The sequence below is a fragment of the Mycobacterium terramassiliense genome (genome assembly GCF_900157385.1).
In the GTDB taxonomy this organism is placed as follows: domain Bacteria; phylum Actinomycetota; class Actinomycetes; order Mycobacteriales; family Mycobacteriaceae; genus Mycobacterium; species Mycobacterium terramassiliense.
Genome location: NZ_LT717701.1, coordinates 1,569,915 through 1,596,045 on the forward strand (window position 1 = coordinate 1,569,915; position 26,131 = coordinate 1,596,045).

The following is a 26,131-nucleotide window of genomic DNA, read 5'->3' on the forward strand; positions in this document are numbered from 1 at the left end:
CTGGCCGCAGGCTCGACGCATCGTCGCCTGACCAGATCGGGTTGTCGGGCCCCACCGCGTGCCGTGCCGGCGCGCATCGTCGCCCGACTAGGCTCGCCGTTGTGCCCCAACCGCTCCACGTGCCCCCGAGCGCGCCGGCGCGGGTGGTGGTGCTCGCCTCGGGCACCGGTTCGCTGCTGGGCTCCCTGATCGAAGCGGCCGCAGGTGACTACCCGGCGCGAGTGGTCGCCGTCGGCGTGGATCGCGAATGCCGGGCCACCGAGGTCGCGGCGGCGGCATCCCTGCCGACGTTCACCGCTCGCCTCGGCGATTACGCCGACCGCGCGGCGTGGGACGCGGCCATCACCGAAGCCACCACCGCCCACTCGCCCGATCTCATCGTCTCCGCTGGTTTTATGAAAATACTTGGGCCGCAATTCCTTTCACGATTCTACGGGCGCACCCTCAACACGCATCCGGCGCTGCTGCCGGCGTTCGCCGGGGCGCATGCCGTCCCCGACGCGCTGGCTTACGGTGTGAAGGTCACCGGCTGTACGGTGCACCTGGTAGACGCCGGCATGGACACCGGGCCGATATTGGCCCAGGAGCCCATCCCGGTGCTCGACGGCGACACGGAAGAGACCCTGCATGAACGCATCAAGGTCGTCGAGCGGCGACTGTTGGTGGACGTAGTGGCCGCGATCGCGACGCGCGGCGTGACCTGGACCGGACGAAAGGCGACCATAGGATGAGCGACGAGTCAAGAAGGGCGATTCGCCGCGCGTTGATCAGCGTGTACGACAAGTCCGGGCTGATCGAACTCGCCCAGGGACTGGCCGCGGCGGGCGTGGAGATCGTGTCGACCGGCTCGACCGCGAAGACCATTGCGGACAAAGGGATTCCGGTTACCCGCGTCGAGGAATTGACCGGCTTCCCCGAAGTGCTCGATGGCCGGGTCAAGACGCTGCACCCGCGGGTGCACGCCGGCCTGCTGGCCGACCTGCGCAAACCCGAGCACCAAGCGGCGCTCGAACAGCTCGGGATCGCGGCGTTCGAGCTCGTCGTGGTCAACCTGTATCCGTTCAGCGAGACGGTCGACTCCGGCGCGGGCATCGACGAGTGCGTCGAACAGATCGACATCGGTGGACCATCGATGGTCCGGGCGGCCGCGAAGAATCACCCCAGCGTGGCGGTGGTCACCGACCCGCTCGGCTATGACGGCGTGCTCGCCGCGGTGCGCAGCGGCGGATTCACCCTCGCCGAGCGGAAGAGGCTGGCCGCGTTGGCGTTTCAGCACACCGCCGACTACGACATCGCGGTGGCGGGCTGGATGGAGTCGACGCTGGCGCCCGAGCATCCGCCCACGAACTTTCCCCAGTGGTTGGCGGGCAGCTGGCGGCGCACGGCGACGCTGCGCTACGGCGAGAACCCGCACCAGCAGGCGGCGCTCTACAGCGACCCCGGCGCGTGGCCGGGCCTGGCGCAGGCCGAGCAGCTGCACGGAAAAGAGATGTCCTACAACAACTTCACCGACGCGGACGCGGCCTGGCGGGCCGCCTTCGACCACGAAGAGATCTGCGTGGCGATCATCAAGCACGCCAACCCCTGTGGCATCGCGATCTCCTCGGTCTCGGTCGCCGACGCGCACCGCAAGGCCCACGAATGCGATCCGCTGAGCGCCTTCGGCGGGGTGATCGCGGCCAACACCGAAGTCAGCGTCGAGATGGCGGAGTACGTGAGCACCATCTTCACCGAGGTGATCGTCGCGCCCGCGTACGCGCCGGGCGCCGTCGACGCGTTGACGCGCAAGAAGAACATCCGCGTGCTGGTGGCTTCCGAGCCGCTGGCCGGCGGCACCGAGCTGCGCCCGATCAGCGGGGGGCTGCTGGTCCAGCAGCGCGACCAGCTCGACGCGCACGGCGATAACCCGGCCAACTGGACGCTGGCGACGGGAGCGCCGGCCGACCCGAACACGCTGGCCGACCTGGTCTTTGCGTGGCGCGCCTGCCGGGCGGTCAAGTCGAACGCGATCGTGATCGCGGCCGACGGCGCGACCATCGGCGTGGGCATGGGCCAGGTCAACCGGGTGGACGCCGCCCGGTTGGCCGTCGAACGCGGGGGCGACCGGGTCCGCGGCGCCGTCGCGGCTTCCGATGCGTTCTTCCCATTCCCCGACGGGCTCGAGACGCTGACCGCCGCCGGGGTGAAGGCGGTGGTGCATCCGGGCGGATCGGTGCGCGACGACGAGGTGACCGCGGCAGCGGCCAACGCCGGCGTCACCGTGTACCTCACCGGAGCCCGCCACTTCGCTCACTGAGCGTTCGGCGCGTGAGGCTTGGAGGCAACGCGTAGCGTGGAGTGGTGCCATCACCGAGTAACCTGCCCCGCACCGTCGGCGAACTGCGTGCCGCCGGTCATCGCGAACGGGGAGTTAAACAGGAAATCCGAGAAAACCTGCTGACGCGGCTCGCCGACGGCGCGGATAGTGAAGCCGTCTGGCCCGGGATCCTGGGTTTCGAGGACACCGTGTTGCCTCAGCTGGAGCGGGCGCTGATCGCGGGCCACGACTTCGTTTTGCTGGGCGAACGCGGCCAAGGCAAGACCCGGCTGCTGCGCGCGCTGACCGGGCTGCTCGACGAGTGGACCCCAGTGATCGACGGGGCCGAACTGGGTGAGCACCCGTACCGGCCGATCACGCCGGAGTCGATTCGCCGCGCCGCCACGCTGGGCGACGACATGCCGGTGGCGTGGAAGCACCGCAGCGAGCGCTACACCGAGAAGCTGGCCACTCCCGACACCAGCGTCGCCGACCTGGTCGGTGACGTCGACCCGATCAAGGTCGCCGAGGGCCGCAGCCTTGGTGACCCCGAGACCATCGCCTACGGGCTGATCCCGCGCGCGCACCGCGGCATCGTCGCGGTCAACGAGCTGCCCGACCTGGCCGAGCGCATCCAGGTGTCGATGCTCAACGTCATGGAGGAGCGCGACATCCAGGTCCGCGGTTACACCCTGCGCCTGCCGCTGGACGTGTTGGTGGTCGCCAGCGCCAACCCGGAGGACTACACCAACCGGGGCCGCATCATCACGCCGCTCAAAGACCGCTTCGGCGCCGAAATCCGCACCCACTACCCGCTGGAGCTCGAGGCCGAGGTGGGCGTGATCGCGCAGGAAGCCCACCTGAGCGCCCAGGTGCCCGACTACCTCATGCAGGTGATCGCGCGGTTCGCCCGCTACCTGCGGGAGTCCAACTCGATCGATCAGCGCTCCGGGGTGTCGGCGCGGTTCGCGATCGCCGCCGCTGAGACCGTCGCAGCCGCCGCCCGCCACCGCGGCGCGGTGCTGGGAGAGACGGATCCGGTGGCCCGGGTGGTCGACCTGGACACGGTGATCGACGTCCTGCGCGGCAAGCTGGAATTCGAGTCCGGCGAAGAGGGCCGCGAACAGGCCGTGCTGGAGCACCTGCTGCGGCGCGCGACGGCCGACACCGCGGCCAGGGTGCTCGGCGGAATCGACGTCGGCGCCTTGGTGGCCGCGGTCGAGGGCGGTTCGGCGGTCACGACGGGCGAACGGGTGTCGGCCAAGGACGTGCTGGCCGCGGTGCCGAACCTGCCGGTCGTCGACAAGATCGCGGCCAAGCTGCACGCCGAATCCGAAGGCGAGCGCGCCGCGGCGCTGGAACTGGCGCTGGAGGCGCTGTATCTGGCGAAGCGGATCGACAAGGTGTCCGGGGAGGGCCAAACCGTCTATGGCTAGGGGGCATTCGTCGCGGTACTCGGCCTACACCGGCGGGCCCGACCCGCTGGCGCCGCCGGTGGATCTGCGCGAGGCGCTCGAACAGATCGGTCAGGACGTGATGGCCGGCACCTCACCACGGCGTGCGCTGTCCGAGTTGCTGCGCCGCGGCACCAAGAACATGCCCGGGGCCGACCGGCTGGCGGCCGAGGCGAACAAGCGGCGACGGGACCTGTTGCGCCGCAACAACTTGGACGGCACCCTGCAAGAGATCAAGAAGCTGCTCGACGAGGCCGTGCTGGCCGAGCGCAAGGAGTTGGCCCGCGCGCTGGACGACGACGCCCGCTTCGGCGAGCTGCAACTGGACGCGTTGCCCGCCTCGCCGGCGAAGGCCGTGCAGGAGCTGTCCGACTACGACTGGCGCAGCGACGAGGCCCGCGAAAAGTACGAGCAGATCAGGGATTTGCTCGGCCGCGAGATGCTGGACCAACGCTTCGCCGGCATGAAGCAGGCGCTGGAGGGCGCCACCGACGAGGATCGCCAGCGGGTCAACGAGATGCTGGACGACCTCAACCAGCTGCTGGACAAGCACGCCCGCGGCCAGGACTCGCAACAGGACTTCGAAGAATTCATGGACAAGCACGGCGAGTTCTTCCCGGAGAACCCGCGCAATGTCGAGGAGCTGCTCGACTCGCTGGCCAAGCGCGCGGCCGCGGCACAGCGCTTCCGCAACAGCCTGAGCCCCGATCAGCGCGCCGAGCTGGATGCCTTGGCGCAGCAGGCATTTGGGTCACCGGCGTTGATGGAAGCATTGGGACGCCTCGATGCGCACCTGCAGGCGGCGCGGCCCGGTGAAGACTGGACCGGGTCCGAGCAATTCTCCGGAGACAACCCGTTCGGCATGGGCGAGGGCACGCAGGCGATCTCGGACATCGCCGAGCTGGAGCAGCTGGCCGAGCAGCTGTCGCAGAGCTATCCCGGCGCCACCATGGACGACGTCGACCTCGACGCGCTGGCACGCCAACTCGGCGACCAGGCGGCCATCGATGCCCGCACCCTCGCCGAACTCGAACGGGCGCTGGTCAATCAGGGGTTCCTGGACCGCGGTTCCGACGGACAGTGGCGCCTCTCCCCCAAAGCGATGCGCAGGCTGGGCGAGACGGCGTTACGCGATGTGGTGCAACAGCTTTCCGGGCGCCGCGGCGAGCGGGATCACCGGCGCGCCGGGGCCGCCGGTGAGCTGACCGGTGCCACCCGGCCCTGGCAATTCGGTGACACCGAGCCGTGGAACATCTCCCGCACGCTGACGAACGCGGTGCTGCGGCAGTCGGGGACGGCGACCGTCAAAGATCCTGTCGGTCCCATCCGGATCACCGTCGACGACGTCGAGGTCTCCGAGACCGAAACGCGCACGCAGGCCGCCGTGGCGTTGTTGGTGGACACCTCGTTTTCGATGGTGATGGAGAATCGCTGGCTGCCGATGAAGCAGACGGCGCTCGCACTCAACCACCTGGTGTGCACCCGTTTTCGTTCGGATGCCTTGCAGATCATCGCCTTTGGCCGATACGCCCGGACCGTGACGGCCGCCGAGCTCACCGGCCTGGAAGGTGTCTACGAGCAGGGCACCAACCTGCATCATGCGCTGGCGCTCGCGGGTCGCCACCTGCGCCGGCACCCCAACGCGCAGCCCGTCGTGCTGGTGGTGACCGACGGCGAGCCGACCGCGCACCTGGAGGATTTCGACGGTGATGGCTCCGCGGTTTTCTTCGACTACCCGCCGCACCCGCGGACCATCGCCCACACCGTGCGGGGATTCGACGACATGGCAAGGCTCGGCGCGCAGGTGACGATCTTCCGGCTCGGCGACGACCCCGGCCTGGCCCGGTTTATCGACCAGGTCGCCCGGCGCGTGGAGGGGCGCGTCGTGGTCCCCGATGTCGACGGACTGGGCGCCGCCGTGGTGGGTGACTATCTGCGGTCTCGGCGCCGCCGCTAATCCCTCAGTGGAATAGATGCTTCCCCGACCGGGTTGTCGGGCGAAGAAGGAGGAGATGCATGAGCAAGGTTCCAACGATCGAACTCAACGATGGTGTGAGCATCCCGCAACTGGGCTTCGGCGTGTTCCAGATCAAGCCCGAGGAGACCGCGGCGGCCGTCAAGCGCGCCCTCGAGATCGGGTACCGGCACATCGACACCGCGGAGATGTATGGAAACGAGAAGGAAGTGGCCCAGGGCATCCGCGACGCCGGGCTCGACCGCTCCGAGGTGTTCGTTACCAGCAAGCTGAACAACGGCTTTCACAAGCCCGACGATGCGCGCCGCGCCTTCGACACGACCCTCGAGGCCTTACAGTCCGATTACGTCGACCTGTTCCTCATTCACTGGCCACTGCCCACGCTCTATGGCGGCGACTTCGTCTCCACCTGGAAAGTCCTCGAAGAGTTCGCCAAGGACGGCCGCGCCCGCAGCATCGGAGTTTCGAACTTCCAGACCGCGCATCTGGAAAGGCTCGCCGCGGAAACCGAGACCGTCCCGGCGGTCAACCAGATCGAGGTGCATCCGTACTTCGGCAATGAGCAGGTGCGCACCTACGGCCGCGATCATGGCATCGTCACCGAGGCGTGGTCGCCGATCGCCCAAGGCAAGGTGCTCGGCGATCCCGAGATCAACCGCATCGCCGACGCCCGCGGCAAATCGCCGGCGCAGGTGGTGTTGCGCTGGCACATCCAGCGCGGCGACGTCGTCTTTCCCAAATCGGTGACGCCGGAACGCATCCAGGCCAACTTCGAGCTATTCGACTTCGAACTGGACGATTCGGACATGGCGGCGATCTCGGCGCTGGACAAGGGCGAAGCGGGCAGGCGGGGCCCCAACCCCGACAAGTTCGACTACGTGCCGGGCTGAGCAACGCCCGGCGGAGCGCCTGCGCCGCAAGGCTTCCGGAAGAAGCTACCCGCGGGGGCGCCGCGCCTTGCGCTTGATGCCCACACCGCCCCACAACGAGAATCCGTAAATGTTGACCTTCGGCGCGCCGGGCGTCCCCTCGCCGAGCACGCTGTGGTCAAAGCCGCCCATCACGCCGTGCCCGTGGATCTCGACATTGACCTCGGGCGGCAGCAGGATGTTCTGCGCGCCCATGATCGAGATCGCGTGGATGTCGACCTCGGTGGAGGTGAAGTCGGCGTAACGCAGGTCCACCACTCCGGTTCCCCAGAAGGTGAAGGTGGTGAGCTTCTTCGGGACGTTCCACCGGCCGCGCCGCTCGAAATTGCTCATCAACGCCAGCAGCAACATCGACGGCGCCGGATTGGGTTTGCCGCCCCTGCGCGGGCTCAGCATCGCGCCGGGCAGATCGGCCCGCAGCTCGTCGAGTTCCTCGTAGGTGGTCGCGGCGTACGCCCGCGTCAGGCGGTCCTCGTAATCCTTCAGCTGCAACCGGCCCTGCTCGGCCGCATACGCCAGCAGCTGCGCGACCTGAATGCGATCCGTATCGGCCGCGCGCGACGATTCGTCACGCGTGTCCTGGGGATCGCGGGTATCGCGCTGCGCGGAGTTGCTCATCATCCACGAGCGTACGACGTAGAAGTTTTGCTGCAAGTGGGTTGGCTAAACTGCAACGTTCTTCCCACGTCGGGCCCCTGCCTCGGGGTCTTTTGCGCAGGTCGCGCGGCCCGTTAGACGTTTGCCCAACTAGGCGGGCGCTTCTGCAGGAACGCCAGCATGCCTTCGCGGGCTTCGTCGGACGCGAACAGCCTGGCCGACTCCTCGGTGAGCCGTTCGGCGTCGCGGTCGAAGCCCTCCAGCACGGCGGCGGTGGTCAGCGCCTTCGACGCGGCAAGCCCCTGCGGCGAACCGCGGCTCACGTCGGCTACCAACTTCTCCACCGCGGCGTCGACGTCGTCGACCGCCATCGTGATGAGGCCAATCTCCGCGGCTTCCACCGCACCGAACGTCTCGCCAGTGAGGTAGTAGCGCGCCGCGGCCCGCGCCGAGATCTTCGGCAGCAGCGTCAGCGAGATGATCGACGGGGCGACGCCGATCCGGGCCTCGGTCAGCGCGAAGGTGCAGCGCGGGCCGCCGACCACGATGTCGCAGGCGCCGACCAACCCGAAGCCGCCGGCCCGGACATGCCCGTTGACGGCTGCGATCACCGGCAGCGGCGCGGAGACGATGGCGCGCAGCAGCGCGGTCATTTCGCGGGCCCGGGCCACGGCCATGTCGAATGCAGATGGTGGCGACCCGCTTCGCCCGGCTTCGCCGCCCTCGCGATCGCCACGGGCAGATGGTGGCGACCCGCTTCGCCCGGCTTCGCCGCCCTCGCGATCGCCACGGGCAGATGGTGGCGACCCGCTTCGCCCGGCTTCGCCGCCCTCGCGATCGCCACGGGCGGCCTCACTGAGGTCCGCCCCGGCGCAGAAGGTGCCGCCGGTGTGGCCCAACACCACGACCCGCACCGCGGGATCGGCCGCGGCGTCACGCAGGCCCTGGTGCAGTTGGCTGACCAGGGCGGTGGAAAGGGCGTTGCGGTTGTGCGGTGAGTTCAGCGTCAGCCGCGCGAAGGGGCCGCCGGTGTCGGCCGGGCCGGCGTATTCGACAAGCGTGTCCATCGGCGGGGCTTCAGTAGCTTCGGGGCAGGCCCAGCGAAGTCTGCGCGACGAAGTTCAGCACCATCTCGCGACTGATCGGGGCGATGCGCCCGAGCCGGGCCGAGGCGAGCATGGCCGCCACGCCGTACTCCTTGGTCAGCCCGTTGCCGCCCATCGATTGAACGGCCTGGTCGACCGAGCGGGTGGCCGCCTCGGCCGCCGCGTACTTGGCCATGTTCGCCGCCTCGGCAGCGCCCGCGTCGTCGCCGTTGTCGTAGAGCGTCGCGGCCTTCTGCATCATCAGTTTGGCGAGTTCGACCTCAATGTGGCACTGCGCCAACGGGTGTGACAAGCCCTGGTGCGCGCCGATGGGAGTGGACCAGACCTGGCGGGTCTTGACGTAGTCGACGGCCTTGTTCAGGGCGAAGCGTCCCATACCCACCGAGCTGGCCGCTCCCATGATGCGTTCGGGATTCAGGCCGGCGAAAAGCTGTGCGATGGCGGCGTCTTGGGCCCCGACCAGAGCATCGCTGGGCAGCCGGACGTCGTCGAGGAAGACCTGGAATTGGCGTTCGGGGCTGATCAGCTCCATCTCGATCGGGGTGTAGGTGAAGCCGGGCGCGTCGGTGGGCACCACGAACAGCGCCGGGCGGAGAGATTCGGACTTGGCCCCTCCCTCTTTGAAGGCGCGTGCCACCACCAGCACCGCCTGCGCCTGGTCGATGCCGGAGATGTAGACCTTCTGCCCCTTGAGGATCCAGTCGCCGCCGTCGCGGCGGGCGGTCGTGGTGATCTTGTGCGAGTTGGAGCCGGCGTCGGGCTCGGTGATGGCGAACGCCATCGTCAGCGAGCCATCGGCGATGGCGGGGATCCAGCGCTTCTTCTGCTCCTCGGTGCCGAACTTGCTGATAATGGTGCCGTTGATGGCGGGCGACACCACCATCAGGAGCAGCGCGCTGCCCGCGGCCGCCATCTCTTCCATCACCAGCGACAGCTCGTACATTCCGGCGCCGCCGCCGCCGTACTCCTCGGGAAGGTTCACTCCGAGGAAGCCGAGTTTGCCTGCCTCCGACCACAATTCGGTGGTGTGCTCGTGCGCGCGGGCCTTCTCGAGGTAGTACTCGCTGCCGTAGTTAGCCGCCCACTCGGACACCGCCTTGCGCAGCGCCCGGCGCTCCTCGTTCTCGATGAAGCTGCTGTCGGTCACTGTCCATCTCCTTCTGGTTGGGGCGCTTCCACTCGCGCCAGGACGGCGCCCACTTCGACTTGCTGACCGGTTTCGACGTTGAGCTCGGCGAGCACGCCGTCGGAGGGCGCGGTGATGGTGTGTTCCATCTTCATCGCCTCCAACCAGATCAGTGGCTGCCCGGCGGTGACGGTGTCGCCGATCGCGGCGCCGAGGCGAATGACGTTGCCGGGCATGGGCGCCACCAGGGAACCCTTTTCCACGGTCGAACCCGGCTCCGGGAACCGGGGCAGCGCGATTAGGTGAACGGGTCCGCGTGCCGAGTCGACATAGACGTCGTCACCGTGTCGGGCGACCGCGAAGGTGTGCTCCACCCCGTCGTCGGCGAGGGTGACCCGGTCCGCCGTAGCGGAAACCAGCCGCACCGTCGCGTCGCCCGGCAGCGTCAATCCGGTCCTGGTGAACCGGTATTCGACATGCTGCTCGGTGTCGCTGTCGTCGCGATAGGTCTTGACCTGACACCCCGAGGCGAGGTTTCGCCAGCCGCTGGGGACCGGGCCGAGGACGGGGGCGACAGCGCGATTGTGGGCGGCGTCGGCCAGGGCGGCGGCGATTGCGGACAACCGTACGCCCGCGGCGTCGGCCAGGGGCGCCGACAACTTGTCCAGGCCGTGCGTGTCGAAAAACGCTGTGTCGGTGGCGCCGTCGAGGAACGCGGGGTGGCGCAGCACGTTGACCAGGAGCTCGCGGTTGGTGCGCACGCCGTGCAGGCGGGCGCGGGCCAGCGCGTCGGCGAGGACCAGCGCCGACTGCCGGCGCGTCGGGGCGTAGGAGATGACCTTGGCCAGCATCGGGTCGTAGTGGATCGACACGGTGACTCCGTCCACGATCCCGGAGTCCAGGCGGATGCCGGTCCGGTGACCCAACGAGGTGAACTCGGTTCGCACTGCCGGTACGTCGATCGCGTGCATGACGCCGGCCTGGGGCTGCCAGCCGCGGGCGGGGTCCTCGGCGTAGAGCCGGGCCTCGATCGAATGCCCCCGGGCGGTAGGGGGTTCGGCATCGAGCCGGCCACCTTCGGCGATCGTGAGCTGCAGCTCGACCAGGTCGAGCCCGGTGGTCTCTTCGGTCACCGGGTGCTCGACCTGCAGGCGGGTGTTCATCTCCAGGAAGTAGAACTCCCCGTCATCGTCGGCGAGGAACTCCACCGTCCCGGCGCCCGTGTAGCCGATCGCGGAGGCGGCCAGCCGGGCCGCGTCGAACAGCTTGGCCCGCATCCCGGGAACGCGCTCGACCAGCGGCGAGGGGGCCTCCTCGATGATCTTTTGGTGGCGGCGCTGAATCGAGCACTCCCGCTCCCCGACGGCCCAGACGGTGCCGTGGGTGTCGGCCATGACCTGGACCTCGATGTGATGACCGGTGGGCAGGTAACGCTCGCAGAAGACGGTCGGGTCGCCGAATGCCGACTGCGCCTCACGCCGGGCGGCCTCGACTTCGCCGGCGAGCGAAGACAATTCGTGGACTACCCGCATCCCGCGGCCGCCGCCGCCCGCCGAGGCCTTGACCAGTACCGGCAGCTGCGCCTCGGTGATGGCGTCAGGGTCGAGTTCGTCGAGTACCGGAACCCCGGCGGCGGCCATCAGTTTCTTGGACTCGATCTTGGAGCCCATCGCCCGCACCGCATCCACCGGCGGCCCCACCCAGGTCAGGCCCGCCTGCAGCACGGCGGCCGCGAAATGGGCGTTCTCGGAAAGGAACCCGTAGCCGGGATGCACCGCGTCGGCACCCGCGGCGCGGGCGGCGGCGATGATCGCCTCGGCGTTGAGATAGTCGTTCGTCTTTTCCAGCCGCACCCGCGCGTCGGCCTCGGCCACGTGCGGCGCGGCGGCGTCGGGGTCGGTGTAGACGGCGACGGTGCCCAGGCCCAGCCGGCGGCAGGTGGCGAACACGCGCCGGGCGATCTCGCCGCGGTTGGCGACCAGCACTCGAGTAACCATCGGGCTCACATCCGGAAGACGCCGAAGTTCGACGTCCCCTTGATCGGGCCATTGGCAATGGCGGACAGACACATTCCCAGCACCGTGCGGGTGTCGCGCGGGTCGATCACCCCGTCGTCGTAGAGCATTCCGGACAACACCAGCGGTAGCGACTCGGCTTCGATCTGCCCCTCGACGGCGGCGCGCATCGCGGCGTCGGCGTCCTCGTCGACCTGCTGGCCGCGCGCCTCGGCGGCCGCGCGGGCCACGATCGACAAGACGCCCGCCAGCTGGGCGCCACCCATCACCGCGGATTTGGCGCTGGGCCAGGCGAACAGGAACCTCGGGTCGTAGGCGCGCCCGCACATGCCGTAGTGGCCGGCGCCGTAGGAGGCGCCGATCAGCAGCGAGATGTGCGGGACGGTCGAGTTCGAGACGGCGTTGATCATCATCGACCCGTGCTTGATCATCCCGCCCTCTTCGTAGTCCTTGCCCACCATGTAGCCGGTGGTGTTGTGCAGGAACAACAGTGGCGTGTTCGAGCGATTGGCCAGCTGAATGAACTGGGTCGCCTTTTGCGACTCCTCGCTGAACAGCACGCCGCGCGCGTTGGCCAGAATGCCCAGGGGGTAACCGTGCAGCCGAGCCCAGCCGGTGACCAGCGACGAGCCATACATGGCCTTGAATTCGTCGAATTCGGAGCCATCCACGATGCGGGCGATCACCTCGCGCGGGTCGAACGGGACGCGCAGGTCCGCGGGCACGATGCCGATGAGCTCCTCGGTGTCGAACAGCGGCTCGGTCACCGGCCCCGGGGCCGGTCCCCGCTTGACCCAGTTCAGCCGGGCCACGATGCGGCGCCCGATGCGGATGGCGTCGAGCTCGTCGGCGGCGAAGTAGTCGGCCAAACCCGAGATGCGCGCGTGCATTTCGGCGCCGCCCAGCGACTCGTCATCGGATTCCTCGCCGGTGGCCATCTTCACCAGCGGGGGACCTGCCAGGAATACCTTCGAGCGTTCCTTGATCATCACGACGTGGTCGGACATGCCGGGAATGTAGGCGCCGCCGGCGGTGGAGTTGCCGAAAACCAGGGCAATGGTGGGAATCCCGGCCGCCGACAGGCGGGTCAGGTCGCGGAACATCTGCCCGCCGGGGATGAAGATCTCCTTCTGGGTGGGCAGGTCTGCCCCACCGGACTCCACCAGCGAAATGACGGGCAGCCGGTTTTCGAAGGCGATCTGGTTGGCGCGCAGTATCTTTTTCAGGGTCCACGGATTGCTGGTGCCGCCCTTGACCGTCGGGTCGTTGGCGACGATCAGGCATTCCACACCCGACACCACGCCAATCCCGGTGACCGTGCTGGCGCCGACGGTAAACGCGCTGCCGTAGGCCGCCAGCGGGCTGAGCTCGAGGAACGGCGAGTCTGGGTCGACGAGCAGCTCGATGCGTTCCCGCGCGGTCAGCTTGCCGCGGGCGTGGTGGCGCTCCACGTACTTGGTCCCGCCGCCCGCAAGCGCTTTGGCGAGTTCGGCGCCGATCTCGTCGAGCCGCGAGGCCGCCGTCGAAGCCGCGTCGGTGAATGCGGCGGAGTTCGGGTCGAGCGTGGACTTCAGCGCGGTCATGATTGGAATCCCAGGGTTTTGGCGGCCAGCGCGGTCAGGATCTCGGTGGTGCCGCCGCCGATGCCTAGGATCCGCATGTCCCGGTATTGGCGTTCGACTTCGGATTCGGCCATGTAGCCCATCCCGCCGAACAACTGGACGGCTTGGTTGGCCACCCATTCCCCGGCCTCGACGGCGGTGTTCTTGGCAAAACACACCTGCGCGATCAGGTTGGTCTCGCCGGCGAGCTGGCGCTCGACCACGTTGCGGGAGTAGACGCGGGCGACATCGATGCGCCGGGCCATCTCGGCCAGCGTGTTCTGCACCGACTGGCGCGAGATCAGCGGGCGCCCGAACGTCTCCCGGTCGCGGCACCACTGCGCCGTCAGGTCAAGGCAGCGCTGCGCGCTCGAATAGGCCTGCGCGGCAAGGCCGATCCGCTCGGACACGAAAGCCTGCGCGATCTGGGCAAAGCCGGTGTTCTCGGCGCCGACGAGATTGGCGGCCGGCACCCGCGCGTCGGTGTAGGACAGCTCGGCGGTATCGGAGGATCGCCAGCCCATCTTGTCCAGCTTGCGGGTGACCTCGAAGCCGGGCGTGCCCTTCTCGACCACCAGCAGCGAAACCCCCGCGGCGCCGGGGCCTCCCGTGCGCACCGCGGTCACGACGTAGTCGGCGCGTACCCCGGAGGTGATGTAGGTCTTGGCGCCGTTGACGACGTAGTGATCGCCGTCTCGGACCGCCGCCGTGCGCAGGTGCCCGACGTCGGAACCGCCGCCGGGCTCGGTGATGGCCAGCGCGCCGATCTTCTCGCCGGCCAGCGTCGGCCGCACGAACTCGTCGATCAGCCGGGCTTCGCCGGAGGCGGCCATGTGCGGCACCGCGATGCCGGAGGTGAACAGCGATGCGAAGACGCCTCCGGGGGCACCGGATTGGTGCACCTCCTCGCAGATGACCACCGCGTCGGCGCCGTCGCCGCCACCGCCGCCGACCGATTCGGGAAAGCTCGCGCCGAGCAGCCCGGCCGCCCCGGCGCGGCGGTGCAGGTCGCGCGGCAGTTCGCCGGCGCGTTCCCACTCGTCGGCGTGCGGCAGGATCTCGCGTTCGGTGAAGGAGCGCACCGTCTTTCGCAGCTGTTCGCGCTCGGGGGTGGTCCAGATATTCACAGCAGGCGCTCCGGGATGTCCACGTGGCGGCCACGCAGCCATTCGCCCAGCCCCTTGGCCTGGGGGTCGAATCGCGCGTTATACGCGACGCCCTGACCGAGGATGCCGTCGACGACGAAGTTCACCGCGCGCAGGTTGGGCAGCAGATGGCGGGTGACGTCGAAGTCGGCCGCCTCGGGCAGCAGTTCGGTGAACAACTCGATCGTCAGCGTGTTGGCCAGCCAGCGCCACTGTTCGTCGCCGCGCACCCAGACCCCGACGTTGGCCGACCCGCCCTTGTCGCCGCTGCGGGCCCCGGCGATCCGTCCCAGCGGCACCTTGCGCGTCGGACCGGCCGGCAACGGCTCGGGCAGCGGCGGGGGATCGGCGGGCGCCAACTCCAAAGTGTCAATAGCGCAGGGGATTTCGGTCCGGGTGCCGTCGGCGTGCACCGCGACGTGCGGCACCTCCTTGGCGTCGACGTACCCCGCGGTGAACACACCGTAGACCTGGCCGTCCCCGGGCGGGGCGGTCACGTGAAAGCCGGGATAGCTGGCAAGAGCCAATTCGACTGCCGCCGAGGAGAACTGGCGCCCGACGTTGGCGGGGTCGGGGTCGCGGACCACACAGTGCAGCAACGCGCTGGCGGCTTCCTCGGTGTCGGCGTCGGAGTGGTCGGTGCGGGCCAGCGACCACTGCAGCTCCGCGGGCTTCACCGACAACGCGGCCTCCAGCTGGCGGCGCACCAGGTCGGCCTTGGCCTCGATGTCCAGGCCGGTCAGTACGAACGTCATCGCGTTGCGAAACCCGCCGATGCTGTTGAGCGACACCTTGAGAGTGGGTGGGGGCGCTTCGCCACGCACGCCGCTGATACGCACCCGGTCGGGGCCGTCGGGGGACAGCGCGACGGTGTCCATCCGGGCGGTCACGTCGGGGTTGGCGTAGCGCGCGCCGGTGATCTCGTACAGCAGCTGCGCGGTGACGGTGTCGACGCTGACCAGGCCGCCGGTGCCGGGATGTTTGGTGATCACCGACGAGCCGTCGGCGAAGACCTCGGCCAGGGGGAAACCGGCGTGGGTCAGGTCGGCAACCTCGGTAAAGAAGGAATAGTTGCCGCCGGTGGCCTGGACGCCGCATTCGATGACGTGCCCGGCCACCACGGCGCCCGCGAGCTGGTCGTAGTCGGTCGCGCTCCAGCCGAAGTGCGCCGCCGCCGCACCCACGATCACCGAGGCGTCGGTGACCCGGCCGGTGACGACGACGTCGGCGCCGGCGCCCAGGCAATCGACGATGCCCCACGCACCCAGGTAGGCGTTCGCGGTGAGCGGCGCGCCCAACCCCAGCTCGGCAGCGCGCGGCTGCAGGTCGTCGCCCTCCACATGCGCGACGCGGGCGGGCACGCCCAGGCGCTCGGCGAGGGCGCGGATCGCGTCGGCCAGCCCTGCCGGGTTGAGGCCGCCGGCGTTGGCAACGATGCGCACCCCGCGGTCGCGGGCCTCGCCCAGGCAATCCTCGAGCTGGGTCAGGAAGGTCTTGGCGTAACCGCGCTCGGGGTGCTTCATCCGGTCGCGGCCGAGGATCAGCATGGTGAGTTCGGCCAGGTAGTCCCCGGTGAGGTAGTCGACGTCCCCGCCGGTCAGCATCTCGCGCATCGCCGACAGGCGGTCGCCGTAGAACCCGGAACAGTTCGCGATCCGGACGGCATCGCGACCAGGAGCAGAGGCCACGGGAGTCCTCCAATCTGCGATGCACCGGTGAGCGAACCAACCAACCAACCGGTAGGTTAGCGGGTCGCGCCGGTGCCGCGTCAAGGACGTCCGCTCGGCCGGTGCGCCGTCATTTTGGCGGCGAGCAGGTCACCCACTATCCTGATAGGCAATCGTCGCACGTTCGGCCCGACCGGCCACGCCGCGCGGCATACCCCCCGACCCGAGGAGTTAGGCCCGACCATGGCCGTACCCAAGCGCAGAATGTCGCGCGCGAACACCCGAAGCCGTCGCGCGCAGTGGAAGGCCACCAAGACCGAGCTCGTCGGCGTCACGGTGGCAGGCCAAAAGCACAAGGTGCCCCGCCGGCTGCTCAAGGCGGCCCGCCTCGGTCTCATCGACCTCGACCGGCGTTAGCCACCACCGCGGTGGGCCGTGCCGGCCCGCATCGCCGTCGGGCAGACATCTCGGGAAATACGCGGCGCGCCTCTCAGGCGGCTCTCAGGCGCTAGGACGAAACTAATGGCCGTGCGCATACTAGTCGTCGACGACGATCGCGCGGTCCGCGAGTCACTGCGCCGGTCGCTTTCGTTCAACGGGTACTCGGTCGAGCTGGCCCATGACGGGCTCGAGGCCCTGGACATGATCGCCAGCGACCGGCCCGACGCGCTCGTCCTGGATGTGATGATGCCGCGCCTGGACGGCCTGGAGGTGTGCCGCCAGCTGCGCAGCACGGGCGACGACCTGCCGATCCTGGTGCTGACGGCCCGCGATTCGGTGTCGGAGCGGGTCGCCGGGCTGGACGCCGGCGCCGACGACTACCTGCCCAAGCCGTTCGCCCTCGAAGAGCTGTTGGCCCGGATGCGGGCGCTGCTGCGGCGCACCAAGCCCGACGACGACGCCGAGTCGGTGGCCATGAGCTTTTCCGACCTGAGCCTGGACCCGGTGACGCGCGAAGTCACCCGCGGACAACGCCGGATCAGCTTGACCCGCACCGAGTTCGCGCTGCTGGAAATGCTGATCGCCAACCCCCGCCGGGTGCTGACCCGCAGCCGCATCCTCGAGGAGGTGTGGGGATTCGACTTTCCCACCTCGGGCAATGCGCTGGAGGTCTACGTCGGCTACCTGCGTCGCAAGACCGAAGCCGAAGGTGAGCCGCGGCTGATCCACACGGTGCGCGGGGTGGGCTACGTCCTTCGGGAGACTCCGCCCTGATGATCCGGTCGCAGCGGCACCGGCGCGCACCGCTTCGAGCCACCAGCTCGCTGTCCCTGCGATGGCGGGTGATGCTGCTGGCGATGTCGATGGTCGCGATGGTCGTCGTGTTGATGTCCTTCGCCGTCTACGCCGTGATTTCGGCCGCCCTCTACAGCGATATCGACAACCAGTTGCAGAGCCGGGCGCAGCTGCTCATCGCCAGCGGTTCGCTGGCCGCGGACCCGGGGAAGGCCATCGAGGGCACCGCTTACTCCGACGTCAACGCCATGCTGGTGAACCCGGGCCACTCCAGCTACAGCGCCAACCAGCCCGGCCAGACGCTGCCCGTCGGGGCCACCGAGAAGGCCGTCATCAGCGGCGATTTGTTCATGTCGCGTCGCACGGCGTCGGATCAACGCATATTGGCCATCCACCTGCCCAACGGCAGTTCATTGCTGATCTCCAAGAGCCTCAAGCCCACCGAGGCGGTCATGACCAAGCTGCGCTGGGTGCTGCTCATCGTCGGCGGCATCGGCGTCGCGGTGGCCGCGGTGGCCGGCGGAATGGTCACCCGGGCGGGGTTGCGGCCGGTGGCCCGCCTCACCCAGGCCGCCGAGCGGGTGGCGCGCACCGACGACCTGCGCCCTATCCCGGTGTTCGGCAGCGACGAATTGGCAAGGCTGACTGAGGCTTTCAATTTGATGCTGCGGGCGTTGGCCGAATCCCGAGAGCGACAGGCGCGGCTGGTCACCGATGCGGGGCACGAACTGCGCACGCCGCTGACGTCGCTGCGCACCAACGTCGAACTCTTGATGGCCTCGATGGAGCCGGGGGCGCCGCGGCTGCCCGAACAGGAAATGGTCGACCTGCGCGCCGATGTGCTGGCCCAAATCGAGGAATTGTCCACGCTGGTGGGCGATTTGGTGGACCTTACCCGCGACGACGCCGGTCAAGTCGTGCACGAGACGGTCGACATGCCCGAGGTGATTGATCGGAGCCTGGAGCGAGTAAGGCGGCGGCGCAACGACATTCACTTCGACGTCGACGTGATCCCCTGGCAGGTCTACGGTGACGCCGCCGGGCTTTCGCGCGCCGTGCTGAACCTGATGGACAACGCGGCCAAGTGGAGCCCGCCGGGCGCCCACGTCGGCATCACGATGAGGCAACTCGACGCCACACACGCCGAGCTGGTGGTGTCCGACCATGGCCCCGGCATCCCACTGCACGAGCGCCGCTTGGTGTTCGAGCGCTTCTACCGGTCGACGACCGCGCGGGCGATGCCGGGTTCGGGGCTCGGACTGGCGATCGTCAAAAAGGTGGTGCTCAACCACGGTGGGCTGCTTCGGGTCGAGGACACCGTGCCGGGCGGCCAGCCGCCGGGCACCTCCATCTACGTGCTGCTTCCCGGCCGCCGGGGGCCGGCCCAGACGGCTGTGGCCGACACTGATGTCCTGACGACGGATACCGAAACCGATCCTTACGTGCCCGTGACGGACCGCGCGGCGAACTCTCGGGATTCGGCGAACGTTATCTCAGTGGACTCTCAGTCCGCGCGGGCAAGGTAGGTCTGCAGCTAGTGTTGGACTCGAGCGAAGTCGAGCCCAAAGCCGGAAAATAGGAAGAGCGACGTAGCGACATGACGAATGACCCGAGGTATTCGCCACCGCCGCAGCAGCCGGGATACCGTAACGGGCCTGATCAGCCTGTGCCCCCCGCGTATGCGCAGGGGCGCCAGCAGCCGTACAACCCGCAGTACGACTGGCGCTATCAGCGGCCGGCCCAGCCCTCGCAGCCCTCGCAGACGAGCCAGTACCGGCGGCCTTACGAGCCCTACGAGCCTTTCAGTGGCACCGGGCCGGGCCGGATACCCGGCGGCACCGGACCGGGTCCCGTGCCCGGGGGAACCGGGACGGGCCCCATCCATATGCTGCCGCCGATGCCACCGGGGCCCGCGCCCCAGAAGCGTTCGCGCGCAGGACTTTTGACTGCGGGCGCGCTGGCCATCGCGGTCGTGTCGGCCGGGATCGGCGGCGCCGCGGCAACGGCCGTCGAACTGGGCACCCACTCCGCGACCAGCAACGGCCGTGGGATAATTCCGGGGGCCGCCCCCAGCGTCCCGGCCGCGAACATGCCGCCGGGCAGCGTCGAACAGGTGGCCGCCAAGGTGGTGCCCAGCGTCGTCATGCTGGAGACGGACCTGGGCCGCCAGTCCGAAGAGGGGTCCGGCATCGTCCTATCGACCGACGGACTCATCCTGACCAACAACCACGTGATTGCCGCGGCGGCGGCCAAGCCCGGCGGCCCGGGTGGGCCCGGCCCAGCTGGGCCCGGCGGGCCGGGCGGTCCTGCCGGTCCGGCACCGAAAACGACGGTGACCTTCTCCGACGGCCGTACCGCGCCGTTCACGGTGGTCGGTGCGGACCCCACCAGCGACATCGCCGTGATCCGCGTGCAGGGCGTGTCCGGGCTGAACCCCATCACGCTGGGCTCCTCGTCGGATTTGCGAGTGGGGCAGCCGGTGGTGGCGATCGGTTCGCCCCTGGGCCTGTCGGGCACGGTGACCACCGGAATCATCAGCGCAATGAACCGGCCGGTGTCCACCACCGGCGAGTCGGGGAACCAGAACACCGTGCTGGACGCGATTCAGACCGATGCCGCGATCAACCCGGGCAACTCCGGTGGTGCGCTGGTCAACATGAGCGGCCAGTTGGTGGGCGTCAACTCAGCGATCGCCACCCTGGGCGCCGATTCGCCGGACGCGCAGAGCGGCTCTATCGGCCTCGGCTTCGCGATTCCCGTCGACCAGGCCAAGCGCATCGCCGACGAGCTGATCGCGACCGGCAAAGCGACGCACGCCTCGCTCGGTGTGCAGGTGACCAGCGACAAGGGCACCCCTGGCGCCAAGGTCGTCGACGTCGTGCCGAACGGCGCGGCGGCGAGCGCCGGAGTGCCCAAGGGAGTCGTCGTCACCAAGGTCGACGACCGCCCGATCAACAGCGCCGACGCGCTGGTGGCCGCCGTCCGCTCGAAAGCGCCCGGCGACAAGGTGTCGCTGACGTTCCAGGATCCCGGCGGGGGAAGCCGCACCGTGCAGGTCACCCTGGGTAAGGCGGATCAGTGATGAGAGTCGAAGAGCCCTCGGCGGCGGGATTGTCGGACCTCGGATATACGGTGGCACCCATGGAATCGGGTGCCGAGTTGGTGGTCGGCCGGGCGCTGGTCGTGGTGGTCGACGATCGCACTGCGCATGGGGACGAAGACCATAGCGGACCGCTGGTCACCGAGCTGTTGACCGAGGCGGGGTTTGTGGTCGACGGCGTGGTTGCGGTCGCGGCCGACGAGGTCGAGATCCGCAACGCGCTCAATACCGCGGTGATCGGCGGGGTGGACCTGGTGGTTTCGGTCGGCGGGACGGGCGTCACCCCCCGCGACGTCACGCCGGAGGCCACCCGCGAGATCCTGGATCGGGAAATCCTCGGCATCGCCGAAGCGATTCGCGCCTCGGGGCTGTCCGCGGGCATCATCGACGCCGGTTTGTCGCGCGGTCTGGCCGGGGTATCGGGCAGCACGCTGGTGGTCAACCTCGCGGGTTCCCGCTACGCGGTGCGCGACGGGATGGCGACGCTGAATCCGCTTGCCGCCCAGATCATCGGGCAGCTGTCCAGCCTCGAGATCTAGGCGCCCCTCACTGCGATTCGGCGTCCGCGCGGGGCCCGTGCTCGGGCGGCGGCTTACTTGCGACCGTCCCGCCGTGCCGGCCGGACGAATCCCCGTTGGTGGTCTGTGACAGCAGGTCGCGGATCTCGGTGAGCAGCACGATCTGCGCGTCGTCCGCCTGCTCGACCTCACCGCGCTTGCGCAGCGTCGTGTACGGAAGCACGACCAGGAAGTACACCACCGCGGCGATGATGATGAAGTTGATGGCGGCCGACAGGACGTTGTTCAGGTCGATGGTCTGGCCGCCGCCGATGCTGATGCGCAGGACACCGAGATCGGATTTCTGGTTGACTCCGATCCGGTTGATCAGCGGCTTGATGATGCTGTCGGTGAACTGCGTGACCAGCGCGGTGAACGCGGTACCGATGACCACCGCGGTCGACAGGTCGATGATGTTGCCCCGTGAGAGAAACTCCTTGAACCCTTTGAGCATGGGCAGGTCCTTTCTGGACTGGACAGAGTTTGCTATCGATCACGTGCCCAACAGCTGGCAGGTGCTCAATGCAGGGTGAGCGTTACGGTCTGACCCAGCGCCGTACCCGCCACCGTGTTCGCCACGCGAGCCGGCAGCGCAACCAACACTACGCGGTCGCTATCGGCAGCCTGGACCTTCTGTTTGGGCGAAACAAGCACGACAACGGCGTCAGTTGCTACCACTTTGGTCACGGGCGGGGTCCCCGGCGCCGGGGCGTCGGTGGCCGGGGCGGCCAACACGTCCACCACATCCCCGACCCGAATCAGGTCGATCAGGGCGGCGTCGGCCAGGTGCAGCGGCACGATGCGGGCGCCGGGCCCGGCCTTTGATCCGATCGCGGCCTCGGCCAGCCGGCTCCCGAGTAGGCGGACGTCGGTGAGCACCTCGCCGCGCCTGGCGGGACCGGCCAGCATCGACCCGGCGACCGTGGCCACGTCCCGCTGTGCGCCCTCGGGAACCGTTGTGGCCGAACGCTTTTCAAGGCGCAGATCGTCTGAGGTCAGCGCCGCACCCGGGCGCAGGTCGTGCGTCGCGACCACCACCTCGGCGTCATCGGCGTGGGGGTCCGAGCGCAGCGTCGCGACGCCGGCCAGCACGACGAGCGCGCCCGCGGCCACTCGCCGGGCCAGCACCGTGCGAGTCCAGTCGGGGCGCAGCGACGCCGAGATCCGCCCGAACAGGCTCGGGTTCAGCGAAGATTCGCCCACTCCGCAACGGTAGGCGCGAGAGGATGCCGGCGGTGCCGGTCAGGAACTGCCTTGTGGATAACCGCTCAGCTCGAGGCGGCCGCGGTGGCCGGCGTCGCACTGCCGGCCGACTTGTCGCCCGAGCCGCTCTTGTCACCGGAGGCGCTCTTGTCGGCGGAACCGGTTTTTTCGCTCGACCCGGTGTCTCCGGACGATCCGTTGGTCGAGCTCTTCGACTTCGTGCCGTCCGAACGGCTGTCGGTGCGGTAGAAGCCGCTGCCCTTGAACACGACGCCGACGGAATTGAACAACTTGCGCAGCCGGCCGGAGCACTTCTCGCACGTGGTCAGCGCGTCGTCGGTGAAGGCCTGGACAGCGTCGAAGCGGTCGCCGCATTCGGTGCACGCGTAGCTGTAAGTCGGCACAAAAACCTCCGAATCGTCTCGGGCTGCATTAGCACTCTACCGTGTCAAGTGCTAGAACCGCCACGTGATCGGGATCATTCCCGGCTTGGAAGGGTGATCAGGCCCCGGTTGGGCGTGAGCGCGTGCGTCATCGGCACGTCGTGCGGTTCGGTGGGCAGCTCGGCCACGAATTCCGCGTCGCGCACCACCGCGATGAGGTGCGCGTGCGGGTTGCGCCCGCCCAGCGAGCGGTCATAAAAGCCGCGCCCGCGGCCAAGCCGTACGCCCCGGCGATCGACCGCCAGCGCCGGCACCAGCACCAGACCCGCCTCGGCCAGGGCCGTCTCCGGCAGCGGCGGCCCGGGCGGCTCGAGCAGCCCCCACGGGCCGGGGACGAGTGTGCCCGGCCCGTATTCGCCCCACCGCAGCGGCAGGGGCTCGTCCTCGGCCGTGGTGCGCGCGATCGGCAGCAGCACCCGTGCCGACCGGCGCAGCAACATGTCCAGCAGGTCGGGCGAACCCGGCTCGGTGCCCACCGGCACGTAGGCACAGACCGTGATCCCGCCGGTGATCAGCGGCTCCAGCCGGTCACTGAGCAGGCGCGCCTCGGCGCCGCGAACGTCGTCGGCAACGCAACGCCGCGCCGCCAGCAGCTGCCGGCGCAACGCGTCCTTGCTTGCGGTTTCCACGGTCTCAACCATGACAGGCCCGGATTTGGTGCCGCCAGACGGCGTCGGCGCACCTGACGAGGTTTATCGTTTGAACAATGTCACGCCCAGAAGTTCCGGTCCCCTTTACGGCGATCGTTCCCGCGGCCGGCCTGGGTACGCGTTTCCTGCCGGTGACCAAGACGGTTCCCAAGGAGCTGCTACCGGTCGTCGACACCCCGGGCATCGAGCTGGTCGCCGAGGAGGCCGCCGCCGCCGGCGCGGAACGTCTGGTGATCGTCACGTCCGAGGGCAAGGACGGGGTTGTCGCGCATTTCGTCGAGGACCTGGTGCTGGAGGGCACGCTCGAGGCGCGCGGCAAGAAGGCGATGCTCGACAAGGTGCGGCGCGCGCCGCAGCTGATCAAGGTGGAGTCCGTCGTGCAGGCCGAACCGCTCGGCCTGGGACACGCCATCGGCTGCGTCGAACCCACGCTGGCGGCCGACGAGGACGCCGTCATGGTGCTGCTGCCCGACGACCTGGTGTTGCCGACGGGCGTCCTGGAGACGATGGCCAAGGTGCGCGCCGACCACGGCGGCACGGTGTTGTGCGCGATCGAGGTGACGCCCGAAGAGATCAGCGCCTACGGCGTTTTCGACGTCGAGCCGGTCCCCGGCGGTGACAACCCGGACGTCCTGGAGGTCAAGGGCATGGTCGAAAAGCCCAAGGCCGAAGACGCCCCGTCGATGTATGCCGCGGCCGGCCGCTACGTGCTCGATCGCGCCATCTTCGACGCGTTGCGCCGCATCGAGCGGGGCGCCGGCGGCGAAGTGCAGCTCACCGACGGCATCGCGCTGCTGATCAAAGAGGGCCACCCGGTCCATGTCGTGGTGCATCGCGGATCTCGACACGACTTGGGAAATCCCGGCGGCTACCTGAAGGCTGCGGTTGACTTTGCATTGGATCGTGACGACTATGGCCCGGATTTGCGGCGATGGTTGGTGGCGCGATTGGGCCTGACCGAGAACTAGCCGGGCGACAACGCCGGGCCGGCGGGACAAGGCGGGCCGAAAGGTCTCGACGGCAGAGAGGCACGCTGTGCGTTCTGTGGAGGAGCAGCAGGCCCGGATAACGGCGGCCGCGGTGGCCCCGCGGCCGATTCGGGTCGCCATCGCCGAGGCACAGGGATTGATGTGCGCCGAGGAAGTGGTCACCGAGCGGCCCATGCCCGGCTTCGATCAGGCGGCGATCGACGGCTACGCGGTGCGCAGCGTCGACGTGCTGGGCGTCGGTGAGGTGGGCGCCGAGGGCCTCGGCGAGCCGCCCGACGAATCCGGCGGCGACGAGGACACGCGCGACGGCCTGGTCCTGCCGGTGATGGGCACCATCGAGGCCGGCTCGCGCACACCGAGCCGGCTGCAGCCGCGGCAGGCCGTCCGGGTGCAGACCGGGGCCCCGCTGCCCACCCTGGCCGACGCCGTCCTGCCGGTGCGCTGGACGGACGGCGGGAGATCGCACGTGCGGATCCTGCGCGGGGCGCCTTCGGGCGCCTACGTCCGCCGCGCCGGCGACGACGTCCAGCCCGGTGATGTCGCGGTGCGCGCCGGAACGATCATCGGCGCCGCACAGGTCGGGCTGCTGGCCGCGGTGGGCCGGGACCGGGTGTTGGTGCACCCGCGCCCCCGGGTGTCGGTGATGGCCGTGGGCGGCGAGCTCGTCGACATCTCGCGCACCCCCGGCAACGGCCAGGTCTATGACGTCAACTCCTATGCGCTGGCGGCGGCGGCCCGCGACGCCGGCGCGGAGGTCAACCGCATCGGCATCGTGCCCAACAACCCCAACGAGCTGCGTGAGGTCGTCGAGGGCCAGATCAACCGCGCCGAGGTCGTCGTGCTCGCCGGTGCGGTCGGGGGCGCGGCCGCCGAGGCGGTGCGGCTGGTGCTCTCCGAGCTCGGCGATATGGAGGTCGTGCGGGTCGGCATGCATCCGGGCTCGGTCCAGGGCTTCGGGCAGCTCGGGCGCGAGGGCGTTCCGACGTTTCTGCTGCCCGCCAACCCGGTCAGCGCGCTGGTGGTGTTCGAGGTGATGGTCCGGCCGCTGATCCGGCTGTCGCTCGGCAAGCGGCAGCCGATGCGCCGGATGGTGCAGGCCCGTGCCCTGTCGCCGATCACGTCCGTCGCCGGGCGCAAGGGCTACCTGCGCGGCCAGCTGATGCGCGATCAGGACACCGGTGAGTACCTGGTGCAGGCGCTGGGCGGGGCCCCGGGGGCGTCGTCGCACCTGCTGGCCACCCTGGCCGAGGCGAACTGCCTGGTGGTGGTGCCCAGCGGGGCCGAGCAGATTCGCACCGGTGAGATCGTCGACGTCGCCTTCCTGGCCCAGCGCGGCTAGGCGAGACGACCGCACATGCTGGTGAACCTGTTGCGCGCCAATTCCCGTCATCCGGGTTGGCCGTTGGACGTGGGGCCGCTGCGGGTCCCCGGCGGGGTCGTCCGGCTGCGGGCGGTGCGGATGCGCGACGGCGCCCAATGGAGCCGCATCCGGCTGGCCGACCGCGCCCATCTCGAGCCGTGGGAGCCCAGCACCGACGGCGATTGGACCATCCGGCACACGGTCGCCGCGTGGCCGGCGCTGTGCTCGGGCCTGCGCGCGGAGGCCCGCAAGGGCCGCATGCTGCCCTACGTCATCGAGCTCGACGGCCGGTTCTGCGGCCAGCTGACCATCGGCAACGTCACCCACGGGGCGTTGCGCTCGGCGTGGATCGGCTACTGGGTGCCCCGCTCGGCCACCGGCGGCGGGGTCGCGACAGCCGCGCTGGCACTCGGCCTCGATCACTGCTTCGGCCCGGTCATGCTGCACCGCGTGGAGGCCACCGTGCGCCCGGAGAACGCCGCGAGCCGCGCCGTGCTCGCCAAAGTCGGGTTCCGGGAGGAGGGCCTGCTGCGCCGGTACCTCGAGGTCGACCGGGCGTGGCGCGACCATCTGCTGATGGCCATCACGGTCGAGGAAGTGCAGGGATCGGTGGCCTCGACCCTGGTCCGCGCCGGCCACGCCAGCTGGGCGTGAGCCGCTGATACAGGCGGCCACCTTGCCG

At 69.3% G+C, this 26,131-nt stretch carries 24 protein-coding genes; 13 read left to right on the forward strand and 11 right to left on the reverse strand.

Features of this window, described 5'->3' with window-relative positions; all coding sequences use genetic code 11:
• The first annotated feature begins 101 nt into the window (after positions 1 to 101).
• The 5 genes from purN to MTAB308_RS22230 are packed head-to-tail and all read left to right on the forward strand — an operon-like array spanning position 102 to position 6,615.
• Positions 102 to 731, forward strand: coding sequence for a phosphoribosylglycinamide formyltransferase (purN, locus tag MTAB308_RS22210; protein ID WP_077102203.1), 630 nt, complete (start codon positions 102 to 104; stop codon positions 729 to 731).
• The gene (gene purH / locus MTAB308_RS22215) at positions 728 to 2,296 is read left to right on the forward strand and encodes a bifunctional phosphoribosylaminoimidazolecarboxamide formyltransferase/IMP cyclohydrolase (RefSeq protein WP_077102205.1); all 1,569 of its coding nucleotides are present in this window, start codon (positions 728 to 730) and stop codon (positions 2,294 to 2,296) included. The genes purN and purH overlap by 4 nt, the downstream gene beginning before the upstream one ends.
• A 41-nt stretch (positions 2,297 to 2,337) precedes the next feature.
• Positions 2,338 to 3,732, forward strand: a complete 1,395-nt coding sequence (locus MTAB308_RS22220) for a sigma 54-interacting transcriptional regulator (RefSeq protein WP_077102207.1) — start codon at positions 2,338 to 2,340, stop codon at positions 3,730 to 3,732.
• On the forward strand, positions 3,725 to 5,707 hold the full coding sequence (locus tag MTAB308_RS22225) for a vWA domain-containing protein (protein WP_077102209.1): 1,983 nt from the start codon (positions 3,725 to 3,727) through the stop codon (positions 5,705 to 5,707). Before MTAB308_RS22220 ends, MTAB308_RS22225 begins: the two co-directional genes overlap by 8 nt.
• A 59-nt stretch (positions 5,708 to 5,766) precedes the next feature.
• On the forward strand, positions 5,767 to 6,615 hold the full coding sequence (locus MTAB308_RS22230; protein WP_077102211.1) for an aldo/keto reductase: 849 nt from the start codon (positions 5,767 to 5,769) through the stop codon (positions 6,613 to 6,615).
• A 45-nt stretch (positions 6,616 to 6,660) separates the two neighbouring features.
• On the opposite strand, the gene MTAB308_RS22235 is transcribed toward MTAB308_RS22230, so the two are convergent.
• From MTAB308_RS22235 to MTAB308_RS22265, 7 genes are all read right to left on the reverse strand, one after another.
• Positions 6,661 to 7,272 carry a DUF1707 SHOCT-like domain-containing protein gene (locus MTAB308_RS22235; RefSeq protein WP_173842216.1) on the reverse strand — a complete coding sequence of 204 codons (612 nt, stop codon included), beginning with the start codon at positions 7,270 to 7,272 and terminating at the stop codon, positions 6,661 to 6,663.
• 113 nt (positions 7,273 to 7,385) lie between these two features.
• Complete coding sequence (locus MTAB308_RS22240) at positions 7,386 to 8,318, reverse strand: enoyl-CoA hydratase family protein (protein WP_077102213.1); 933 nt, start codon at positions 8,316 to 8,318, stop codon at positions 7,386 to 7,388.
• A 10-nt stretch (positions 8,319 to 8,328) separates the two neighbouring features.
• Entirely contained in the window at positions 8,329 to 9,504 is a 1,176-nt protein-coding gene (locus MTAB308_RS22245; RefSeq protein WP_077102215.1) for an acyl-CoA dehydrogenase family protein, read from the reverse strand.
• On the reverse strand, positions 9,501 to 11,480 hold the full coding sequence (locus MTAB308_RS22250; protein ID WP_077102218.1) for an acetyl/propionyl/methylcrotonyl-CoA carboxylase subunit alpha: 1,980 nt from the start codon (positions 11,478 to 11,480) through the stop codon (positions 9,501 to 9,503). Before MTAB308_RS22250 ends, MTAB308_RS22245 begins: the two co-directional genes overlap by 4 nt.
• A 5-nt stretch (positions 11,481 to 11,485) precedes the next feature.
• The gene (locus MTAB308_RS22255; RefSeq protein ID WP_077102220.1) at positions 11,486 to 13,081 is read right to left on the reverse strand and encodes an acyl-CoA carboxylase subunit beta; all 1,596 of its coding nucleotides are present in this window, start codon (positions 13,079 to 13,081) and stop codon (positions 11,486 to 11,488) included.
• On the reverse strand, positions 13,078 to 14,226 hold the full coding sequence (locus tag MTAB308_RS22260; RefSeq protein WP_077102222.1) for an acyl-CoA dehydrogenase family protein: 1,149 nt from the start codon (positions 14,224 to 14,226) through the stop codon (positions 13,078 to 13,080). The genes MTAB308_RS22255 and MTAB308_RS22260 overlap by 4 nt, the downstream gene beginning before the upstream one ends.
• The gene (locus tag MTAB308_RS22265; protein WP_077102224.1) at positions 14,223 to 15,932 is read right to left on the reverse strand and encodes an acyclic terpene utilization AtuA family protein; all 1,710 of its coding nucleotides are present in this window, start codon (positions 15,930 to 15,932) and stop codon (positions 14,223 to 14,225) included. The genes MTAB308_RS22260 and MTAB308_RS22265 overlap by 4 nt, the downstream gene beginning before the upstream one ends.
• Positions 15,933 to 16,154: 222 nt before the next feature.
• Here MTAB308_RS22265 and rpmF point away from each other — a divergent pair, with 222 nt between their 5' ends.
• The 5 genes from rpmF (at position 16,155) to MTAB308_RS22295 (ending at position 20,786) form a co-directional block, all read left to right on the forward strand.
• Positions 16,155 to 16,328, forward strand: coding sequence for a 50S ribosomal protein L32 (rpmF, locus tag MTAB308_RS22270; protein ID WP_007168835.1), 174 nt, complete (start codon positions 16,155 to 16,157; stop codon positions 16,326 to 16,328).
• A 111-nt stretch (positions 16,329 to 16,439) separates the two neighbouring features.
• Positions 16,440 to 17,126, forward strand: a complete 687-nt coding sequence (gene mprA, locus MTAB308_RS22275; protein WP_083746725.1) for a two-component system response regulator MprA — start codon at positions 16,440 to 16,442, stop codon at positions 17,124 to 17,126.
• Positions 17,126 to 18,673, forward strand: coding sequence for a HAMP domain-containing sensor histidine kinase (locus tag MTAB308_RS22280; RefSeq protein ID WP_077102228.1), 1,548 nt, complete (start codon positions 17,126 to 17,128; stop codon positions 18,671 to 18,673). Before mprA ends, MTAB308_RS22280 begins: the two co-directional genes overlap by 1 nt.
• Positions 18,674 to 18,744: 71 nt before the next feature.
• The gene (locus MTAB308_RS22290) at positions 18,745 to 20,229 is read left to right on the forward strand and encodes a S1C family serine protease (protein WP_077102230.1); all 1,485 of its coding nucleotides are present in this window, start codon (positions 18,745 to 18,747) and stop codon (positions 20,227 to 20,229) included.
• On the forward strand, positions 20,229 to 20,786 hold the full coding sequence (locus MTAB308_RS22295) for a MogA/MoaB family molybdenum cofactor biosynthesis protein (RefSeq protein ID WP_077102232.1): 558 nt from the start codon (positions 20,229 to 20,231) through the stop codon (positions 20,784 to 20,786). Before MTAB308_RS22290 ends, MTAB308_RS22295 begins: the two co-directional genes overlap by 1 nt.
• 7 nt (positions 20,787 to 20,793) lie before the next feature.
• Here the strand turns inward: MTAB308_RS22295 and mscL are convergent, their stop codons facing one another.
• From mscL to MTAB308_RS22315, 4 genes are all read right to left on the reverse strand, one after another.
• Positions 20,794 to 21,258, reverse strand: coding sequence for a large-conductance mechanosensitive channel protein MscL (mscL, locus tag MTAB308_RS22300; protein ID WP_077102234.1), 465 nt, complete (start codon positions 21,256 to 21,258; stop codon positions 20,794 to 20,796).
• A gap of 65 nt (positions 21,259 to 21,323) precedes the next feature.
• Positions 21,324 to 22,007: an SAF domain-containing protein gene (locus MTAB308_RS22305; RefSeq protein WP_077102236.1), complete on the reverse strand. Its 684-nt coding sequence runs from the start codon at positions 22,005 to 22,007 to the stop codon at positions 21,324 to 21,326.
• A 65-nt stretch (positions 22,008 to 22,072) separates the two neighbouring features.
• Positions 22,073 to 22,411: an FmdB family zinc ribbon protein gene (locus MTAB308_RS22310; protein WP_077102238.1), complete on the reverse strand. Its 339-nt coding sequence runs from the start codon at positions 22,409 to 22,411 to the stop codon at positions 22,073 to 22,075.
• A gap of 74 nt (positions 22,412 to 22,485) precedes the next feature.
• Entirely contained in the window at positions 22,486 to 23,079 is a 594-nt protein-coding gene (locus MTAB308_RS22315) for a 5-formyltetrahydrofolate cyclo-ligase (protein WP_077104661.1), read from the reverse strand.
• A gap of 77 nt (positions 23,080 to 23,156) precedes the next feature.
• Here MTAB308_RS22315 and MTAB308_RS22320 point away from each other — a divergent pair, with 77 nt between their 5' ends.
• The 3 genes from MTAB308_RS22320 (at position 23,157) to MTAB308_RS22330 (ending at position 26,103) form a co-directional block, all read left to right on the forward strand.
• The gene (locus MTAB308_RS22320) at positions 23,157 to 24,068 is read left to right on the forward strand and encodes a UTP--glucose-1-phosphate uridylyltransferase (protein WP_077102240.1); all 912 of its coding nucleotides are present in this window, start codon (positions 23,157 to 23,159) and stop codon (positions 24,066 to 24,068) included.
• A 67-nt stretch (positions 24,069 to 24,135) separates the two neighbouring features.
• Positions 24,136 to 25,428 (forward strand): molybdotransferase-like divisome protein Glp, encoded by a 1,293-nt coding sequence (glp, locus tag MTAB308_RS22325; protein WP_077102242.1) that lies wholly within the window; start codon positions 24,136 to 24,138, stop codon positions 25,426 to 25,428.
• A gap of 21 nt (positions 25,429 to 25,449) precedes the next feature.
• Positions 25,450 to 26,103 carry a GNAT family N-acetyltransferase gene (locus MTAB308_RS22330; RefSeq protein ID WP_077104663.1) on the forward strand — a complete coding sequence of 218 codons (654 nt, stop codon included), beginning with the start codon at positions 25,450 to 25,452 and terminating at the stop codon, positions 26,101 to 26,103.
• The last annotated feature ends 28 nt before the right edge of the window (positions 26,104 to 26,131 follow it).

Coding starts and splice junctions, on each gene's coding strand:
- purH (WP_077102205.1), top strand. CDS start 728: ATGAGCGACGAGTCAAGAAGGGCGATTCGCCGCGCGTTGATCAGCGTG.
- MTAB308_RS22225 (WP_077102209.1), top strand. CDS start 3,725: ATGGCTAGGGGGCATTCGTCGCGGTACTCGGCCTACACCGGCGGGCCC.
- MTAB308_RS22230 (WP_077102211.1), top strand. CDS start 5,767: ATGAGCAAGGTTCCAACGATCGAACTCAACGATGGTGTGAGCATCCCG.
- MTAB308_RS22235 (WP_173842216.1), bottom strand. CDS start 7,272: ATGAGCAACTCCGCGCAGCGCGATACCCGCGATCCCCAGGACACGCGT.
- MTAB308_RS22240 (WP_077102213.1), bottom strand. CDS start 8,318: ATGGACACGCTTGTCGAATACGCCGGCCCGGCCGACACCGGCGGCCCC.
- MTAB308_RS22250 (WP_077102218.1), bottom strand. CDS start 11,480: ATGGTTACTCGAGTGCTGGTCGCCAACCGCGGCGAGATCGCCCGGCGC.
- MTAB308_RS22255 (WP_077102220.1), bottom strand. CDS start 13,081: ATGACCGCGCTGAAGTCCACGCTCGACCCGAACTCCGCCGCATTCACC.
- rpmF (WP_007168835.1), top strand. CDS start 16,155: ATGGCCGTACCCAAGCGCAGAATGTCGCGCGCGAACACCCGAAGCCGT.
- MTAB308_RS22280 (WP_077102228.1), top strand. CDS start 17,126: ATGATCCGGTCGCAGCGGCACCGGCGCGCACCGCTTCGAGCCACCAGC.
- MTAB308_RS22290 (WP_077102230.1), top strand. CDS start 18,745: ATGACGAATGACCCGAGGTATTCGCCACCGCCGCAGCAGCCGGGATAC.
- MTAB308_RS22295 (WP_077102232.1), top strand. CDS start 20,229: ATGAGAGTCGAAGAGCCCTCGGCGGCGGGATTGTCGGACCTCGGATAT.
- mscL (WP_077102234.1), bottom strand. CDS start 21,258: ATGCTCAAAGGGTTCAAGGAGTTTCTCTCACGGGGCAACATCATCGAC.
- MTAB308_RS22320 (WP_077102240.1), top strand. CDS start 23,157: ATGTCACGCCCAGAAGTTCCGGTCCCCTTTACGGCGATCGTTCCCGCG.